The organism is Desemzia sp. FAM 23990, assembly GCF_045528485.1.
Classification (GTDB): Bacteria; Bacillota; Bacilli; order Lactobacillales; family Carnobacteriaceae; genus Desemzia.
This window is the reverse complement of the sequence record NZ_JBGQQW010000005.1, coordinates 113,321-133,530: the sequence shown is the minus strand read 5'-3', so window position 1 is coordinate 133,530 and position 20,210 is coordinate 113,321. Positions and strand designations below refer to the sequence as shown.

The 20,210-nt window shown below is 36.0% G+C and carries 12 protein-coding genes; 2 read left to right on the top strand and 10 right to left on the bottom strand.

Going from position 1 to position 20,210, the window contains the following annotated elements; all coding sequences use genetic code 11:
* Positions 1–729: 729 nt before the first annotated feature.
* The 3 genes from ACEN4I_RS03410 to ACEN4I_RS03400 are packed head-to-tail and all read right to left on the bottom strand — an operon-like array spanning position 730 to position 5,916.
* Positions 730–2,802 (bottom strand): DEAD/DEAH box helicase, encoded by a 2,073-nt coding sequence (locus ACEN4I_RS03410; protein ID WP_407102130.1) that lies wholly within the window; start codon positions 2,800–2,802, stop codon positions 730–732.
* Positions 2,802–4,130: an ATP-binding protein gene (locus tag ACEN4I_RS03405; RefSeq protein WP_407102128.1), complete on the bottom strand. Its 1,329-nt coding sequence runs from the start codon at positions 4,128–4,130 to the stop codon at positions 2,802–2,804. The genes ACEN4I_RS03410 and ACEN4I_RS03405 overlap by 1 nt, the downstream gene beginning before the upstream one ends.
* A complete protein-coding gene (locus ACEN4I_RS03400) occupies positions 4,123–5,916 on the bottom strand; it encodes a tellurite resistance TerB C-terminal domain-containing protein (protein WP_407096572.1) in 1,794 nt (597 codons plus the stop codon). Before ACEN4I_RS03400 ends, ACEN4I_RS03405 begins: the two co-directional genes overlap by 8 nt.
* A gap of 505 nt (positions 5,917–6,421) precedes the next feature.
* On the opposite strand from ACEN4I_RS03400, the gene ACEN4I_RS03395 reads away from it, so the two are divergent.
* On the top strand, positions 6,422–6,802 hold the full coding sequence (locus ACEN4I_RS03395) for a type II toxin-antitoxin system RelE/ParE family toxin (protein ID WP_407102131.1): 381 nt from the start codon (positions 6,422–6,424) through the stop codon (positions 6,800–6,802).
* Position 6,803: 1 nt separating this feature from the next.
* A complete protein-coding gene (locus ACEN4I_RS03390) occupies positions 6,804–7,079 on the top strand; it encodes a helix-turn-helix transcriptional regulator (RefSeq protein ID WP_407102127.1) in 276 nt (91 codons plus the stop codon).
* Between the two features lie 57 nt (positions 7,080–7,136).
* On the opposite strand, the gene pglZ is transcribed toward ACEN4I_RS03390, so the two are convergent.
* From pglZ to ACEN4I_RS03355, 7 genes are all read right to left on the bottom strand, one after another.
* Positions 7,137–9,689, bottom strand: a complete 2,553-nt coding sequence (gene pglZ / locus ACEN4I_RS03385; RefSeq protein WP_407102126.1) for a BREX-1 system phosphatase PglZ type A — start codon at positions 9,687–9,689, stop codon at positions 7,137–7,139.
* Positions 9,690–9,706: 17 nt separating this feature from the next.
* Entirely contained in the window at positions 9,707–13,225 is a 3,519-nt protein-coding gene (gene pglX / locus ACEN4I_RS03380) for a BREX-1 system adenine-specific DNA-methyltransferase PglX (RefSeq protein WP_407102125.1), read from the bottom strand.
* Positions 13,226–13,236: 11 nt separating this feature from the next.
* Positions 13,237–16,896: a BREX system P-loop protein BrxC gene (brxC, locus tag ACEN4I_RS03375; RefSeq protein WP_407102124.1), complete on the bottom strand. Its 3,660-nt coding sequence runs from the start codon at positions 16,894–16,896 to the stop codon at positions 13,237–13,239.
* Between the two features lie 21 nt (positions 16,897–16,917).
* The gene (locus ACEN4I_RS03370; RefSeq protein WP_407102122.1) at positions 16,918–17,499 is read right to left on the bottom strand and encodes a DUF1788 domain-containing protein; all 582 of its coding nucleotides are present in this window, start codon (positions 17,497–17,499) and stop codon (positions 16,918–16,920) included.
* A complete protein-coding gene (locus tag ACEN4I_RS03365; RefSeq protein ID WP_407102120.1) occupies positions 17,496–18,104 on the bottom strand; it encodes a DUF1819 family protein in 609 nt (202 codons plus the stop codon). The genes ACEN4I_RS03370 and ACEN4I_RS03365 overlap by 4 nt, the downstream gene beginning before the upstream one ends.
* A gap of 280 nt (positions 18,105–18,384) precedes the next feature.
* Positions 18,385–19,563 (bottom strand): DUF1186 domain-containing protein, encoded by a 1,179-nt coding sequence (locus tag ACEN4I_RS03360; RefSeq protein WP_407102119.1) that lies wholly within the window; start codon positions 19,561–19,563, stop codon positions 18,385–18,387.
* An 85-nt stretch (positions 19,564–19,648) separates the two neighbouring features.
* Entirely contained in the window at positions 19,649–19,789 is a 141-nt protein-coding gene (locus ACEN4I_RS03355) for a hypothetical protein (RefSeq protein ID WP_407102118.1), read from the bottom strand.
* Between the last annotated feature and the right edge of the window lie 421 nt (positions 19,790–20,210).

Genomic DNA, 20,210 nt, shown 5'->3' with positions numbered 1-20,210 from the left:
GTTCATTTTTAGTCCCATTGGTTGGTTGAAGTCTTCGAAAGCGATTTGTGAATACGGTTGTGATTTATACATGTTTCTGTCCTCATTTCAGTAAAAGTGCAAGGTTTTGTTTAACATCCTATAAAAAACCCTTGCATCTATTATATCAATCATTAGTTGTAAAAGGCAGCAGAATAAGCATAGTTTATTATTCAGTAGACATTAATATAGTGAAGCTAGCATTACCTTTATAATAATTTACGCAAAATGAGCAGATTTTCTTTAATTTTTTTATTTCGTTTATCACTCACTATAAGCTAGGAAAAAATTCTATAAGTCATTTGATCAAGTCCTTGTAACGCCAAATCTACACCTAATTAGTCAATCATTTCCGTTAAAATAGTTTACAAGAAAGACCATCCTTTACGATTGTATTTAGGTACTGAAACCTATAATTGTATAGTAATGGTCTTCCCGTTTTTTTGTCCACTTCATAAAGAAACGATTATCATTCGTTTTTAGTTTCTATCACCGAATATTTTACATTAAGAGGTTATTCTGAATTAGTTCATTCAAACTCGAGGTAGTTGAAAAAAGTTAATTCCTTGCTACTCGAATATGAGTCTCATTTTGATGTTGAGTAAAAAGTAAACTTCAAATAAGATAAAGCAACAGCCAAAGTGGATTCTCTAAACTAACGAATCCACTTTGGCTATTGTTGATATATTTCTTATCTTTTCCCTTCAACTCTTAACGAAAAAAGTTCTTCAAAATCCATTTAATTTTCAATGTTTTAGGTACTAAGTGCATAAATTTTTGGTGGACAGTTAATTCTTCGATAGCCTTCTCATTTTTCTTGAGGTATGTTACTACACTATCTATGGAACCTTCATTCTTATTCAGTCTTTCCATCATAACTTTCATATTGGGGCCAGTAATCAAAGAATGCTTGTCCTGCAACTGGTATTTTTCTCCTTCATCAGCAATACTCTTGATGAGCAGCAACAAGGCAATATTGAATCGAGTCCCTTTAAAAGTCACGATACCAATGTTCGCTTGATTGTCCTCATACCAATAATTTCCGTCATCATGGAACAATTCACTCTTCATAAACTCAAAATCTTGATTGATTTTCTCGTTGTTCAAACTTAAATATGTCCCATTCTTTAACAGCATTTCCATATTTTCCCGCACTTCATTGGAAACGAATCCTGCATCACTAACGAATTTAGGAGCTTTTCCTTCTGTTGTCTTTTCGACCATAACTCGCTTCGCTTTGATATCAATGTCTTTTACATTCCAGACTCTACCTGCCAACAGAATTTTACTGTCAATTTGGATATCAGGTGTAAACGGTAGACTACCGATGCGCTCATGCTGGTAATGAACAGAAAAATCACTGGTTGTCATAAACATAGCGTAGAAATCTCTGAATCCCAGCAACTGCTCCCCTTCCAAGCCCACAATAGCTTCTGTACCCAAAATTTCAATGAACTCGTTTTCCACCATATAATCAATCAAGGCAGCTAAATCTGCATCTGAAATCTCTGTCCAAACCGGGAAATTTTTGTTCATTTGCATTAAGTATTCCAGAGGGACACTTGTCTTTTGGAACAAAATGGCCATCATTTGATGCGCCAAAGCATTGTACGGCATTTCAATCATTTCGGTAGCATCCATTTCTTTTCTCTCTAGCAGATCCAGAGCCGAATAAGTCTGAAGCATGTCCCAGGGATCATCTTCGACTATATGCAAGATGCTTTGCCGGGTTCTACGGCCGCTTCGTCCTAGTCGTTGGCTGAGAGAAGAGGTAGAAGGAGACGAACTGTACTGTACCACGCTATCCACTGATCCAATATCTATCCCCAACTCTAATGTCGAGGTACACGTAATGGTAAACAAATCCTGCTCATTGTTTTTGGCAAAAAATTCGACTTCTTCACGCAAAACTTTATCCACTGATGAATGATGCGCAAAGTATCGAATAGGGAGATTCTCTTTAGTAGCCATCTTTTCCAATTTATGGGTGATTTCTTCTACCTTATTTCGCGAATTTGGAAACACTAGCATCGTTTCGTTTTTGGAATACTGGTAAATAGCGGCCAGGGATTCTCTTGAAAGAAATGGACCTGCTTCACCACTGGTGTAGTCTATGGTAACGAGCAAATCATTTTTGTCCCGATCTACAAGAATATCCGTATCGCGTTTGCTCCCAAAAAAAGCTTTCGCATAACTAAAATCGATTTTGCTTAAAGTTGCGCTCATTGCGATAAATCGCGGATTCTGCATAAACAAACTGATCCGCTGTATCAGGGATTGAAGGTGGATCCCCCGTTCTGTCCCCAGAAAACTGTGCAGCTCGTCAATAATGATCCATTCGACCCCTTCAAATAAATGCTGCGCTTCACCAGGCCGATTCACCAGCATACCCTCAATCGATTCAGGCGTAATCAGTAGAATGCCTTTTGGGTGTTGAACAACTTTTCTTTTCTGTGCTTGGGATGCTTCGCCGTGCCACCGGGTAATCGGAACATCCAGATACTGACAGAGTTCACTAATGCGTTGGAATTGGTCATTTATCAAGGCTTTTAATGGCGAGATGTACAATATCTTGAGTCCAGTATCCCAATTTTCCACACTGTTTAGTGCCGGAATAAAAGCCGCTTCTGTTTTTCCGGAAGCTGTCGGCGCAGATAAAATAAGGTTATGATCCGTTTGAGCGATTTGTTTAATAGACGCACTTTGTATCTTAGTCAATTGTGACCAGCCTTTATCGTATATATAGTGCTGAATATCTCTGTTTAATCTATCAAATGCTTGCATCAGTAAACCTCTATTTCATCATGGTCATCCGCGTCTTTCTCCACCATAACCGTCTTGCTTCCAAACCGTTCAGCAAGAATCTGGTTAAACGAGTAGTCTTGGTTTTGACGTAGCAAAGATAAAATTTCAATATAATCTTTAATGACTGCACGTGGTGTCAAAAACGCCTCAGCACCAGGTCTATTCAATTGTGCTTCCATGTATTCTTCAATATCGCTGTCCTTCACGACTAAGGCGGTTTGATTAGCGACATTGTATATTTCCAATACCTTTTTCAATAAAATAAAAATCTCTTCAGGGGTCAGTGGTTTCAAGTCGATTACGGTACTATTTACATTGACATAGGCTTTATTTTTCATCAATTCATTGCCAAACCGAGTTTTCAACGCGCCATAACTGGCCAATCCTCTGCGCTCATCATATACCGTGTTTTTCGTCGCCCCAAAATTGATGAATAAGCCTTTTGCTTCATTTGTTTTGGTTTCATTGTACAAATTAAGAATCATTTCATAATTTTTTTCGCGTGTCAGAGAACGAGGTAATTTGTACAAATTGACTGATTCGTCAAAATTGATGACAAATCCTTTGTAGCCAATTTTCAAAAACAATTCTGCTAGATTTTTCAATGCGGTAAGGTAATTTGAATCATTAATGATGTTTTTGATTCCCAGTTCTTTAGAAGCTTCTGTTTTGGTCGTGATGTCTCCGCGAATCCATCGAATGGCTTCAATTTGAAGGGAGACGTTGTCTTCTGCAACTCCTTCAAAATATTTCATCAATGCTTGGCCAAATTCATAGGATAACCCTGATGAGTAGAAAGAATTCGTTGTCTTCAAAATGACATTTTCCACTAATTTCCAATTGGACTTTTCAAGTAAAGCAGGAACACTGAGTTCATTTTCTGCAGCAATCTGCTCAAGCAGTCCTTGGATCCATTGTTGGACAATTGTTTCGATGGCATTCCCATTGCGGTTATTCTTGATTGTTATCTTATTGACGACTTCATTATAAAGCGCCAATGCTTTTCCTGACGAATCATAAAAACGACGTGTCGGAGTCAGATCAAGGGTAGATACCACGAAATTCTTTTGCAATGCCAACGATTCAATCGTCCGTAAAACGAAGCTTTTCCCGGAACCGAAATCGCCCACCCAAAAACGCAGATCACTATTGCCGTCTTCTAATTTCTGTAAGGTAGCGATGATTTCCTCGACCTCATTGCTTCTCCCTACCAACACGTGCTGAACTCCTTTGATAGGAACAACACCTGCTTCCAAGGAGTCAATAATGGCTTGGGCATCCTTCTTTCTCAGTTTCTTTTCAACCATTGATCCATTCCCTCATTTCTTCCATAAAATCTTCTTCAATAATGACTTGTTGTTCTTCAATAATCAGCACTTGATCCTCAAATACTTCATATAAAACCTCATTCAATTCATTCAGATAAGCTTGGTATAGCTTACCTTTTCTTGCTGCTTGCTGTTTAAACTCTTCTAAAGAAATTCCATTATTTTGCACCAAATAGTTCAAGAATTCCATTTGTTCCAATTCTTGTTCATCAGCCTCTTCTATAACAGAGACCGACACCACATTTTCAGGTTTCATTGATTCCTCTGCCACTGGCATTTCCTTGTGAACGAGGACTTCTGGCTCTATTTCTTTTTCGTCCAGGTAATCGTCGACCATATCAATGATGTTGTACAGTGCCGAATTGGAGGCAGTAATCAATTCATTGTTCAACTTGATTTTCCTTCGTGCCGGCTGCGTTAGTTTTTTCAAAAGTACCGTCACATTGTCATAATCCAACTCTTCAGTAACCAGTAACTCTTGATACTCTTCTTGTCGGGTTGGGTGGATGAAGTCATCACGCTGTTTTTGTTGGGCTTTTGATAATGGCATGGCTCTCTTTTCCATTAAGAAAATAAACAGCATCTGCTTATCCGAATCGCCGCTGTTCTTGATGACCTTAGTAGCTATCTTTTTCAAATCCGGATCTTTGGCTATGTTCTCAAGACTCACACGAACTTTCTCTATGGGTTCGTCCACAATAAAATTAGCTGCTTCATTCCAAGCGGTCTTGTACACGGTTCTCAAACTAATTATGGTTGGGTAATCAAAATTTAATTCCGTTTTTGGATCTAGATACGCTTGAATTTTCTGAACCGTTTTTTTCGGCAAATATTGTTGCAGACTTTGCCAGCTCTGTTCATCTGCTGCCAAACGAAACCCTTCGATTTCTTTACGAATGCTGTTTTCAGCTAGTAGATAGAGATTAGTTGGCAGACTGTTTGTCTCTCTCCAGATACGAGCATCATATAACGGCAAACGAAAGAATTGTCTGAAATAGTTATTCGGCTTTACTTTCCACTTAATCGTTTCATCTTCTAAATCAGCTAACACAATGTGCAACAAGTCGGCGTACTTCTCCAAACAAAGGGTCATAAGGGCTGGAACTTCCGTAAACTTAGTGACCCGTTTGTTTACACGATTGAAACAGTTCATTTGCGTACTCTCAAATGCCTGTTTATTCCGTAGCTCTCCTGAGGGATCCCACCAAATGATTTTCGTGCCAAAGGAGGTTAATTTATATTCTTCTCTCGTTTCTTCATCCGGAAAAGGAAGACTTTCACGGCATTCATCGATTTCTTTCCTCACTAAGAAACAAATCTCACTAGATAGCATGGATTCCAGCATAAAAGAAATAAAACTAGCCGCTTCTTTATCTTCTTGTCTATAAAAAGAATCGACTACATTTCTAGCTAACCGATAGATCTCGTCAATAGCAGATTCCCGAGAGTAGTAATAAGTAGCCGTCACGTATTTGATATTTTGATGCCGTTTTTTCAATTCCACATCTACAACATCACACACTCTATTAAATAATCCTACAATTTCCTGTTCTACTTGATAGGTAAAATCATCATTAAACCTTATATAAGGTGTGATGGAACTGACCCATGCTTGTTTACCAGCCCTCCCAGAATGTTTTTTTTCTACTACAACATCTCTTGGATTGATAAAGGAGTCGTCCTTATCTACTAATTCGATAATAGACGCTTTTTGTTGTTCGGTCAGTTCCTTTTTTTCGAATAATTTGTTTAAAAATTCAAACACCCTGAACACCCTCCTTTCCGAACAACTGTGCAAATATGCTCTAAGTATACGTCTATTGACCTGTAGATTCAAGAACACACATTCTATTTTCAGACTCTTTTTCTCAGTGATACAATCACAATTCTAAAAGCCGACTCAACTCGAAATTTCTTCATCCAAAAAGAATGGAAACTGAAGCTTTTATTTCTCAATCGGTCCTAGACCTCTGTATCCATTAAGTTGCTTGAATCCTCTATTATTTGATAAACTTTTGATATAATCTTATTCATAAGAAGACCTCCTTCATTTATGTATTTGCCGTGCAAAGCATACATTTATGATAAAGTGCCTTCTTTCTTTTTTTCCAGTAAAATTATTAACTCTCGAGAACTATTTTACACATACAGATTTTGTATGCGGTAGATTTTGGTACTCTTTCACTTTTCAATATAAATAATTACCGACTTAAGACATAGCAAATCATCGCTTTTATAACATGTTTGTTATAAAATAACTCTATAGAAAGATCATAGGAGCTTATATAAAAAAATACGAAATTGAGATTTATGAAGATCGTAATGGAAATAGCCAGATTCTAGAATGGATTCAATATTTAGATGCTCATCCTTCCAAACTCAATTCTTCTATGTTAAGAAAATTCTATTATCAAATTGAATGTTTAGAACATGAGGGTCCATTTGTAGGAGAACCTATTTCCAAGCAAATCGATGGAAAATTATGGGAGCTTCGTCCAGTTCCTAATAGAGTCTTTTTTGGTATCTTAGAAAATAATCAACTGATTTTACTGCATCAATTTCGGAAAAAATCTCAAAAAACTCCACGAAAAGAAATTGAACAGGCTAAACGCGAATACAATGATTGGATAAAAAGAAAAAGGAATGATTGAAATGAAATGGACAGAAGTAAAAAAGGATATTCAGAACATCTCTGAAGATGAAAAAAATGTAATAGAATTAATGGCTTCATTAGCGAGCATTCGTATATCTAAACATATGACTCAGCAAGACGTGGCTGAAAAAGCCCAACTTTCTCAAGTACAAATTGCCAGAGCTGAAACACTAGCTCATACTCCTTCGATTGAAACAGTGGCTAAAATTGCAAACTCTTTAAATTTAGAACTTACTTTTGTAGATAAAAGTACTCATCAATTGATTGAACAATAAGAACCTTACAAAAAGGCACGGTCTCCCAATAAAGTAGGAGCCGTACCTTTTTTGCTTTTATACAATATCAATTTTAAATATCTCTTTAGTGATCTCTGTTTTGTCATTTGCATTTTCCATAACAAAATAATAGGTTTGGCTTACTTGATAATTGTTGCTTAGCAGCACAAATTTTTCATTAAATACACGATCTTCGCTTGACCCGTTTTCGCTATCAGCGATCAGTGTGACTTCATTGGAAATTTTTCTTCCTTTGCTGTCTTCGAAGTACAAGTTCAATCGTTTTTCTTTTTTCGCTTCACTGATTGGTTCAAGTTGTAAGAAATTCAACCAAACAACTGAATTGGTAATGGTACGAGTTTGGCTTACTAACGCTACTCCAACTTCTGGAATTTCATTCCGTCCTCGCTCCGTCTTGATACGCAATAATGGGACCATCATTTCTTGAGGCAAATGACCTCCGTGAACGTATTGGTAGCCGCCGCCTTGTAACGCAAATCGATTCATGCCTCTTGGAACCGTAACGTAGCCCTCCGTCTCTAACCGTTCAGATAACTGAAAGCTCAAGCTGCTGTACTCTTCTACGGACTTTTCAGATAAGATAAACCGTTTATTTTTTATCCAAGCATCTATGTCTTTTTCTACGACTACTTTTTCAGTCGGTTGCACTGAACTTCTCGTATACAAATATCCGTGGTCTGCTGTCACTAAAAATTGACTGGCGCTCACTTCAACAGTCAAACGACTCATGAGACGCTTGATTTGTTCAATGGATTCTTCGGTTGCTTGAAAAACTCCATGTTCAGTTGGTCGGTGATCTCCAATAGCGTCCACTCGGTTATGGTAAATGTAGACAACTTTTTTACCTGCTACTAGATTTCTCAGTTCTGCTTGATTCATTTGGTTCAATTGATCCGCTTGGACTGCAATAGAGTCTGGGTGGCCATTTTCCTTAAGAATAGCTTCTCGATTTGCTATTCCGCTTGTCGATTTGCCATCCACCAAAGCTTCGCCATTTTCCATTAGTTGAACTTTCTTGTGTGGCAATAAGCTGGCCATTCCGACTGCTGTAATAGAAGGCAGCTCTGTCTGGATCCAATCGATTTCTCCGTTGAATCGTTTTTCTTTCGTCAAATTCAAGAAGAGCTCTTTACCCGCTTCATACCTTAACCCGTCTGAAATAATGACAAAGACTCTTCGATCATTTTCTACAAATGGTTGTACTTCTGTGGAGAAGAAAGTGCTTTGCAATTTTTGATTGGAAAACGACTGGTTATTCGTATACAGCCGATCCCATTTTTCAGAAAAGACAGACAGAAATTGATGGGTATACACTCGTTCCATTTGCGATTGCAATTCAGACGCAGCCTCTTTCCATTCGTTGTCTAACTGATCGTAATAGGTATACAGTTTCCTATAAGCTTGATCAACATGATACATGTGCTGGTAGTAATGATCCCATACCTCTTCTGCCTGTGTTAATCGTGTAAAAGATTCTGTAAACTGCTCCATATAATGTACCAAACGGATTGCCCAATGTAAGAAATGATACATGTCTCTGAAACGTGGATACCAAAAAGTGTTGCGTCTTTTTGAAAGAAGATGAGCTTGCCGTTCGGTATCGATCACGCCGCTGCTGACAGAAGCAATCATTTGATGGATAAAGGCTTGGTCAAACCACTGGAAAGTCTCTGGTTGAGCCAATACAGTGCTAGGTGTTCCTTCGAATAATTTATCCATCGTAAAATCATCTTGAATCGCATTAGCCACTTTTACGTAAGACTCTTCCTTGTCGCGCGCGTTCATCCATTGGTTTAAAAAGACCATAATAGGGTTAGCTTTCGGCAGCAAATATTTTTTCACAGAGCTTGGACTGTCCCCTTCTAACTCTATATCCAAATGAGTCAAAAACACTTGGTGCACCAACTCTTTAATAGACCGCCGACCTGAGACGCTCGTTTCTTGGCTATAACCAACAAGATTCTCGACTAACTCCCAGAAGCGCTCTTCATTACCGAATTTCACTACAGCATCCCATTTGGTCTCTTTACTATCGACTTCTTCCTCAAATAACTCGATCAAAACAGCCATCCAATCAGGGGCAGCCGCTCTTACTAAAGCTGCCAATATACTGTATTCTACCGCTTCTTTTGTTCGAAATGGACTTAAATGAAAGATACGCTTAAACCGCTGGATTCTTTCTTTTGAATGAAAGAATACCGGATAAGCTTCGACTACTTCTTTCAACTCAGTTTCGTCAGGATTGATGCCGATCGTTAAATAAAGTTGGCTTTCTTGGTCCACTTTTAATTCTTCGCTATACAGCAAAATGTCCAGCAAAGGATTCTCTTGGATAGCTGGTTCTTGCATTGAATAATATAAAAAGAGATGATCATCTGTCAATTTTCGCTCGATTTGATATTGGACATAAAAATAATTCGTTGGATAGACTTCTAACACTTTGAATAGTTCAGTTTTTCTACTCAACTCATTGATCGTCTCCAAATAAGTCTGTTCTTCATCAAATAGATAAAGAATCTTCCGCTGCTCCCCTTCTTTTAGAGGAGACTGGAAATAACTCTTGATCCGTTGTTCAATATCTTTTGACATCAAATACGTCCTCCTTTCTATTTTAGTTTTTCAAAAATATTCCGTTTCACTACTTTACCCGTTTTATCTTGAACAGCTTCAATATTCTGGAATTTCTCATAATTTACTTTCACGCCATCATCTAGATCCAACTCAATCCGTTGTTTAGCAACATGGTCTAATAATTCTGCATATTGAATAATTTCTTCTTTATCTTTCAAATAGTTTTCAACCGCTTTTTGCGCTTGTGCTTTTTGAGATTTAGAACTGGATTCGTCATCCATCACATGTTGCTCTAATGTAATAAGATTATCTATGACTTTGCTTTCTTTCAATACATAGTCAGTCCGCAGACGAGCTATCGTGTCACGGTCATAACGATGCAAGTACATCAGACCTTGAAATGCTCCTCGTTTTCCACTTGTAAATTGCCAATAAATTGGACGTTTTTGATAAATTTGCAAGTGATCTTTATAAAACTCTTTGCGGAAATAGCGACGAATACGTTCTCTTGAACTTTCATTGTCTTTTTTATTCAAAGCTTCCGCAATAAACAATAAGTTTTCTTCTAATGTTTCTTCACTATAAATCAAAGCAACCAATTCTTCTACTTTTCTAACGATATCATCTTCAAAGATAGATTCTTCCGTAACCGTAAGAATATTATCTGCATCTGGTTGATATTGAGTATAAGTAGAACTATCCCATTCTCCGCCAGCATATGCTAGTCCTTTTTGATCTAAAGAATAACGTCCAAACATTAAACCAACTAAGTAAGATAAGAAACTCTTTACGTCACGTTCTTTGTCTGCTTTGCGGATTGTTATGTCTTTGTCTTCTACTTCTGGAGTTAGTTCATCTTGAAGTTCATAGGCATCAATAAATATATGATTTAGTTTTTCTTCATTAACATTTAGATGATAAACTCTATCTTTTGTGACTTTTTCCCAATTACTATAATTTTCCTTAAGTAGAAAGCACTTCTCATTATTAACCAAGAAGGGATGTTCATCAAAATCCCAAGAAGTTTCGTAAGAATTCCAGTCATCTCTAGAGATTTGAATATTAGCGTTTGCTATTTCTGAAACTCTCATTTTTGTTTGTGTGTCTACTTCTGGAATTGGAATATTAAGTACATCACCTATATTACAATTAAGAGTAGGATTTACCGCTCTGACAATCGTTTCAGCTACTTTAGTATTTAAATAAGCAATATAATATTCTGTGTCATTCTCATTCTTAATAAAGATTGAAGGACCAGCTAGGTTAAACGTAGAATTTTCTTCAAGAATTCTTACAGCAAATTTTGAACTGCTTGATATTAAATTCCAAGTTATCCCTTTTCTAAACCATATATATTCTGGCGATATTCTAGCTACATGGTCTTTTCTATAATGATTTCGTGCTTCTACAGACCAATCTATTAGCGTATCAATATTACCGTACCATTTTCTTTGTCCTCCACCTTTAGAATGAAATACCCACTTTTTATTCTTTCCAACTTTATTCTCCTTCACTTCCCACAGCTTTCTTAAAAATTTCTCGTTATTTCCTGTTTTAGTTTGGCCATCAGAAATAGATTTTTTTTCTAATTTATCAGCATCAAATGCTTTAAGTAACTTTTCTCCAAACCAGTAAATAATTGGACTTCCAGGTATTTTATTAAAGTTAGTCTGATTAAATTCGTATAGATATTTTACATTTGAATTTTTCACAGCACTTAAATACTTTGTTTCTTGTATTTCCATACCACCCTTAAACTCAGTAAGACGAACAAATTTCCCTTTAGTGTTCGCTACCTTATTTTTCAAAACAAAAGTACACAGAGGAACGGTTGCTTCTTCAAATGCCGAATATTCTAAGTGGACCAGACTAGAAATAGTTTTATTATCTATAATAAAGTTCCGAAGTCTTTCATAAGACTTAATAAACATCCATACCATAGGAGTCATGAAAGCTGTATAACCATTATCTTTACAGAGTTGAGTATTTTGATAGATAAATATAGAAAATAAATCTTTAGAGTAGTCTTTATAGTACTCATTAACGTACTTCTTCAAATCAGCATTATAATTATTTAGATATGGTGGATTTGTCACAACTACCTCATATCGTCTAGCAAGTATTCTATATTGATGAATTAAGTCTTCAAGTAATGGAAATGTATACTCCACCAATTCAGTAGTAAAAATATCTAAATCTGCTTCATTACGAATAAAGCCCATTTGTTTTTCAATGCTGTCTACATCTATTTCTGAAACCTGAATAATAGACCCATATAGTTTAGCATCATTAAAAGTCCCAACTAATTGTTCTGCGGCTTCACGTATCTCTTCATTCTCTCTAGCAAATAAGCGGATATCTTCTTCACTGATACTATTGCTTTCTTCAATACTATGAACATGAACGGTGTACTCTCGGCTGAATAAGCGACGATCGTATTCACGAGCTTTCATAACCACAGCGAAGGAGGCCAATTGAGCAGCTCTTTTATCAATATCCAAACCATACAAGTTATTTTCTAAAATCAATTGAGGGATTTCTCGTTCCAAATACCCTCTTGATAAATACAATTTGTAGAACAAATCAAAAGCATAAACCAAAATGTGCCCCGAACCACAACTTGGATCAAGAAACTTGATGGCTTCTACATCTAAGTTTGGATCTTTTAAACTATCTAATTCTGCTTTTACTTCTTCTGTTTGTTCTGCATCTTCCAAATAATATTCAAGAGATGTTTGTAAATCTTTGTCTGGATGAGACTCTAACCACAAACGTCCTAAAGAGTTATCTACCATATACTCCACTATCCAACGCGGGGTGAATAACTGAGTAGCTGGTCCGATATCTTCTTTGCCGATTTTTTGGTTCTTTTTTAAGTTAGAAAAGACTTCATCTTTTTGTTCTGAAATGTAAAACTGATACAACCAACCTACGATTTCGACATTTTTCCAATCTTCTTCATCAATCATCGTCACGACATCTCGGATAATGCTATTTTCATTTAATAAATAGTCTGGTAAAAGAAGGGCGATATCATCTGAAATAGGTTCAAACACATTAGGGATGATTTCCCCTAACTTATTGCTTTGCTTCACCAACAAATATTGATATAAATTATTGTTTTTATTATCATCTTGCAATTGGTAAATACGTTCACGATTTAATTTTAATTCATCCGCCAATTCAAGAATGTTGGTCAGTGCATCTGGTTCTGTTTTACCAGGTTGTTCTGAAGATAGAATGCGCATGTGAATCGGTAAGAAATCATTTATCTCCATGTATCGAAGCGCCACAAAACGGTTGAACCAAGTGTAAGCAGCTTCTTCCATCACAGCATTGTAGCCTTCTGAAACAATACGATTCTTTAGATGCGTATATTGCTTTAGTTCCATCTCTCCTAGAACTGTACCATTAATAATCAACCCATCTTGGAGTTCTTGAATAGGCGTTATCTCTTTTTCTGTTATGCCGAATGTATAAGCTTTTTGTTTAACGGCATCTACCAATTTTTTCCTTGACTGCACTGCAAATTTTCGTAATGCTGTTTTGTTCATGCTGATCCCCTTTACGTTAACTTGATAACGTCTACTTCACCAAGCTGTTCCAATAAGCTTTGTCTAACCGTTTTAAGGTAGTGTTCAATGTCTTCTTCCGTGCGCAACTCAACCATTCGGCGCGGCAATATCTCCTCTTTTCCCATCACCAAAGCTTTTTCTTGTTTGATCACTTTCTCTGGTACTGGAGGAATAGGGTCAATGATTTTAGGCTCCAGTTGCGTTCCAGAATGTTCACTACCTGTTTCCTCATTCTCTCTAGCTTTTCTTTCGGCTGCTTCTCTTCTTTGGCGTTCTATTTCCTGTCTTTGAGCAATCGCTTGTTTGGCGTCTTCAATTTGACGCATGATCATCAATTTAATTTCTTTGCTTTCATCTTTATAAGAACGCAATTTTCCGACCGTATTAGTATTAGTTACCTTTTGTTGCAAATCATCCAACTTGAATTGATAGTTACGTTGGATTTTATCGTGTTCCATAAATCCGTTTAACTGAGTCAATTCTCTTTCAATGTCTTGTTGATCTTGCTCGATCACTTCTTGAATAGGAGCAGCTACATTTTCCAAATGTTGACTCAATTCATTGTTAAATTGATCAATCAGATCATTCAAGTCTTTGATTTTTCCATATGGACGAGCCATTTTAAGAATATCGCTCACTTGTTTCATAATGTGGTCAATTTCCTCATTATTCAAATAATTGCGGTCTTCCTCATACAACTTGTATTTTTCTTTAGCATTGATATAGATATTTTTTTTATTGGAGTTGAAAAAGTCTTTTACATCATGTAGATCATCAAAAGTATCCAGTATGACTTGGCCTTTTTCAGCTAAATAAGTTAAGAATTCACTAGAATCTTTAATGTTCAACAGACTAGTGATTTCTTTTAGCCCTTGTTCGACCAACTTTTGATCTGGAAACGCGTTATAGCGATAACGTTCTTTTAGAAGATCCAAGTCTTTTTGTTCTTTACTGAAACGATCAGCAATCGATGCATACATCTCTTCTTCTTTTTCACCGATAGAGGTAATACTGAACAAGTCTTTTATGAGACGTTTTACTTTGTCAACAATTCGAGAATCCAATACTTTACGTTTTATAACCACAATGCGTTCTTGCGTATCTCTCTTTTGGATTTGCTTCATAAAGTCTGATTCTTGAACATCCATTTTCCGGCTGTTTAAAGTGAAAACAACTTTTTCTTCACGGATTAATCGAATTAAACTAGCCTGGATATCCAGGTCTTTCCAACCATACGGTTCATTTTGATAGCGTTCCATCAGTTCTCGTAACGTAATAACCATATTGCGTTCTTTTTGGATATCTAAATAACGTTCCATTTCTTGTGTGGCCATACTGTTTTCATCATCGTATTGATCTTCTAACAAGCCCATTTCTCGATCTTCAATCAGTTTTTCAATCATTTCTTTGGTGTAGGATTTTTCCATATAATTCATTTTAGGATAAGTAGACTCCACTAAAACACGAAGACCTTCTTCCATCCGTTTCAATGGTGAACCTGTTGTTTCTACTTTATATCCGTTCACATAAATAACCGCTTCTTCAACAGCAGACTGCAATTTCGATTTGAATACTTGTTGGATTTGTCCACGTTCATTGGTCTTTCGATCATTGATTTCTTGAACAATAGGTGTTTTGGTTTTTGCGGATTGGTTCCGTAAGTATTGAGTGATTTTTAAGTAATACTCTAAATCTTTAAAGCTTTCATCTTGCGGCAATTGGACTACTACTTTTGGTTCGCGTTGCGATAAAGCAACCACTTCAGGTTCTTCGGTATACTCGGAATGGATCGTCACAAAGCGAATACCCAAATCAATAGGCGCATTGCGCAATGCTCGATCATCAATCCATTGAGAAACCTCCATTAAGTATTGAATATTTGGACGATCTTGAAATGGTTTATATGTGTATTTTTTGAGATTTAATATCTCATCTATCAAGGTTTTCCCAGCCTCATGAACTAGTTCAGAAGTCGGAATTTGAATCCGACTGATTTCTCGATTCACATCTTGTTCCTCATTCGTTAAGAAGAGATATTTATTTCCAATACGTTGGATCAAAAATTCTCTTTCCAATAAATTCAGTGATTTATTGATACATTTTCCTAGTTCTAGTGTGTCTTCTTCCAATTCTGAAATCATTAAAGTGGTCATATTTTTGATGGTTCCAGGCATTTCATCTACATATCGAATTAAAAAAAGCAATTTTAGTACATTCACGTCAAAACTTTCCAACGATTCATTTTGATTGGCTTTAATAATAGTTGAGCGTACAGAATGTTCTAGTGCTTGGTCAATATTCTCGTAAAACGTATAAAAGGGAATCAATTTCCCAATACTGTCTTCTTGGTATTGGATAGTTGCTTGTTGGACAGACTCCAATAAGTTTCTTTCTCCATCAGACAAATGTTTCCCAGCCGATCCGTGTTCACGAATACCTGTAAAGACTTTTTGTAGCAGGTTAAATTGATACGGTACAAACGGATAGACACGAGCAAAATCTTCTCTATCTTTATAAAAACGCATAGTAGCTGCATTTTCAAACTCCAGCTTGTTTTTTAATGTTGCTTCGTGTTCGGCATACGTAAGCGTCAAGGAATCAAATGCCGCTTCTCTCTTGTCTAGTAAACGAATCTTGATGACTTCATCTGCATTGGCACTGCTTAGACTGACACGTGTGTTAAAACGACCTTGAATTTTAGAAAAATCAGTGGACGATAAGTCTTCTCTTAAACTATCGATGTCTTGTTGTGAAGTCACCAATACCCAAACTTTCCCGTGGCAATATTTCCCTAAATCTTCTACTACAGTTTGTAGATTTAACATCAACTGTGTACTTCCAGAAATAAATTGGCCCACTTCATCCGCAGCAAAGATTAATCTAAAATCATCCTCTTTTGTATCGACATATTCTTTCAATCTTTGCGCAAAACTGTCTACTGAAATAGAATAGTTGTTTTCACCATTTTCAATCCAACTTCGTGCACTTTCCTCTGACATATTTGTAGCTTTAGATAAAGCTATTATAGTCTCGTCCATGTTATAGTACAGCTCATCTCGTCCTTCAGTCCAAGTAAAACCTGTTTCTTCTTCAAAATGACGTTGAAAGTCTGCATATGTTCCATTTTTTTCTAATGTTTCTTCCAATTGTGCCAGCCAAGGAATACTAGCTGAAAAGCCGCGCATTTCATCAAAGACTTTATTAAAAACTTTTACAATAGCTGTTTTATTTTGTTTAGTATCTGATTCTGCTTTTGAGTCAATATTGAATAACACCACTTCACTAGGTGATTCAGACACGCGTTTCATATTTTCTAAAACAGATGGATTATGTATTTTCTCTTCAAAATACGAAACAGCTTTTTTACCGTCTAGTTCTACAGTAGAACTTAATAAATAAGATAGGATCTTTAAAAAGTGTGATTTACCGGAACCAAAGAAACCAGAAATCCAGACTCCTACCTTATCCGTCGGTCTATCATAAGCACGCATATAGGCATTGAAAAACGTTTCAAAATGGTTTGCCAGTTCTTCCGTCACGACATATTCTTCTAATTCTTGACGAATATTTTCTTTCTCTTTTTGTCCAATTTTGATAACTCCTTGAATCTCGCGGTTAATGTCTTTTTTGAATAACTCTTGGATCTTCATTCCATTCCCTCCATTGCTCTCTTAATTTTCAATAAGCTTAAACGCTCGATAATAATGATCATCTAATAAACGAGAAAATAATTTCAAGCTTCCCTCTTCATACTTTCCAGGATAAAACAAAATCAAGGGCTTTTTCTCTACAACTGTCTGTAGATTATTCAAAACAGTATGCGAGCGAATCAAAGGAAATGCCTTGCCGACTCCTGTAATAAACACCATCGCTTCTTCATCCAGGTGTTCAGTAATATACTGAATAATCCAATCCCTTTCAGTAGCAATTCGCATAGCTTTTTTCATTTTATCGAACAAAAATTCACTGCCTTTTTGTTTTTCCATTTTAAAATTCTTTTCCATATAGCCTTTCTGTTCAAAAAATTCCAATACAATATCATAGAGATCAAATACTTGTATCTTAGCTTCTGGATTTTCACGTTCAATATATTTTTTGATATCTGGTATCGATTCTCGTACAACTAACTCTTGCTCTGGTTCGTAATCAAATACATAAAACCCAACTTCGTTTCCCAGACCCTTATTACTCAACAATTTAGGATCCACAAGTTTATCTTTTAGTTCGTCCAGTCGTACATCTATCGGTCTCATCCTAAAGACTCTCCTAACAAAATTTCTACGATATTTTTTTCTTTGTTTTCTTTCAAATACTGCCGAACACTCGGACTAACGATAAGAGGTTGCAACTGTAGCCCTTCATCAGTAAACACTGCATATTCAGCGTCTACTAGTGTTTTATGATAAGCACTTGCTAAACGTTTTTTAGTGGCCGCTCCCCAATTTTTAATGACTTCATTTTGTTCAGATTTGGTTTCAAAAAAAGCCATTGTTTCCTTTGTGGTAAGATGCCATTCAATGATGATTAATTTATCCCATGCTACTTCGCGCATCCACTCATAAAACAGCTGATCTTTTTTCAAAAGAGCGTATAATAAAATAGCTTTACTAGTAGAAGGATCAAACTCAATAAAATGATCCATCAAAAAAAAATCTAGTTCTTTTAATCGTTTCAGAATTTCATTTAAAAACTTGATTGCTCTATCATTACTTGCTAACTGGAAAAGGTTTTCCTGAAGAACCATTTTTCTGATTTCTTCTGTAGCTATTCCTTGAACTATTAATCCAGCTATTTCTTTTGTTTCTTTATACAAAAAAGGACGGGTGTTCAATGTTGTAAGATACTTTTTTGTCGTCATTTTTTCTCTCTTTTCCTAATAATGTCGTTATTTCCATTATAGCATTTAGAATTAAGTCATAGAATGCATTATTGGATTTTCCTAGCGATTTACTCATGTATTTTTCACAGTTTAAAAAATAGAAATTCAAACCTAAAACAATAGCCCTTTTAAGTTTAAAACATCCCTCTATATAACACAGTTTGTTAGTTTAGCAACATTACTGTTATAAACGAAAAGAGCCTCATCAGGCATAAATCCTGATAAGGCCCTTTTAAATCATTGGAGCATCTTTCTCCTCTTACCTCCCACAGCATTTCTTATACTTTTTGCCGCTGCCGCATGGACAAGGATCATTACGGCCTACTTTCACTTCATTTACAATTGTTTTATGATTCAATGGATTTTTCGGCAGTGGAATAGCGAAATCAAGCAAATCCAGAAATTCTTCTCCAGATTCTTGTTTAAACATTGCCCAGTGTTTCAATTCACTAATAGTATCCTCAATCATTTGCAACTGTTTATTTTCTGTAGCCATAGTTAATACTTTTGACTTCCCATAGTTCATCATCATATCTACGAATTTTAAATCAATTAGAAAAGTGTCTACTTTTTCATCCTTAAAAGCTTTTTTTATCTCCTCATACAGTTCTCCTGGATAAATATCAGTAACAGTAGATATTAACAGCGTTAGTATAGTCATATTCTCTATCTTGTTAAAGAGTTCTCTATAATAAGCAATGACTTCTTCTCGTCGGATATTATTATTTAACGCCAAGACAGCTAATGCTTGTATAGCTTCAGCTCGGACATACTCATCAATTTTTTCATTTTCGATCAATTCTTTGATAGGTTCTAAATCATTTCCGCAAATGGAAGCTAAGATTCTGCCCCCATCCTCAACTATCGTATCTCCAAATAAATCGTGCGGTATTTCATCTGGCAGACTGAATAATTCAACCACAATTGGGTAAACTGCTGTTACTTTAAATTGAGCTAACAGATAAATAGCATAAATATGCCCCACATAGTCTTTATCAGAAGAATAGGTTTCTGGATCATTTGCTGCTCTCTTAAGGGTATCCATCAACACAGGAATGGCTTCTTCTTTTCTAGCAATTATTTCTTTCAGTTCTTCTTCAGGGAAAGCTCTGTCAGCAATATATTCAATTTGCTTTATTATTTCAGTGACTGCTTTTTTTGAAGATTCGGTAGGAGCTCGATTTGGTTTCTCTTTACCCTCTATACGGTTTAACTGATTTCTAAGCTTTTCTTCATCAAACTGCTCTTTCCCCCTTTTTAAATTAACGTATATTTCTTCTAGCAAAACCTCAGCAATCTGCTCTTTTGCTTCATGCTCGGTATATCCTGAAATAATAAGACGTTCGAAAGTTTCAGTTGTACACTTTGGTTCTTCCATCTTTAATTGATTGTCTACAACATCTAATATAATATCTTTCAGCCCTTCATTTGCTATCATAAGCACCTCTCTTTTGATATAGTATAGACTTTAAGTTATCAATAATTCTTTTCCAGCAGTTAGTTTACTGATACTGAAGCTTTTCCTAGTTATTTTGTTCTGGTTCTATTAGTCCTTCTTCTTCTGCTTGTTCCCAAGTTATCCCATACGGAATACCATTACTTGTATAACCGGCAATAAAATAAAAAATTTCATCTTGATCGTAATTAATTTCTTCTTTTTCCATGCTCTTTCTCTCCCTTTTATAAAAAAACAGTTGTTGCATAATGATTGATTTCAGCTTATCCAACTCTTTTTTCTCTATTAGAATTATAGCCTATTTTCGTATCTTTTTCTGCTAAAATAATATCAACTCAGTCTGAATTTTACTATATTAATTTGCTGATTTGTTCAGAAAAGACAGAAAAAAATCTATTTCTGCAATATAGTAAATATTCACCTCCAACTTCAGATTCCACCACATGATGGAATCAACCTGTAGATAGCTTCTATCCCTAAATAATCTCTTATGTGAACACAGCAAAAAAACCTCACCAGAAATTTATTTTGAGACAACTTTTTCAATTTGCCAATTTAGTCTTTCACAATCCTAAACTCATGCACTTTTTCCACTGCACGTTCTTCATCTTCTTGCAGATCACCATAGA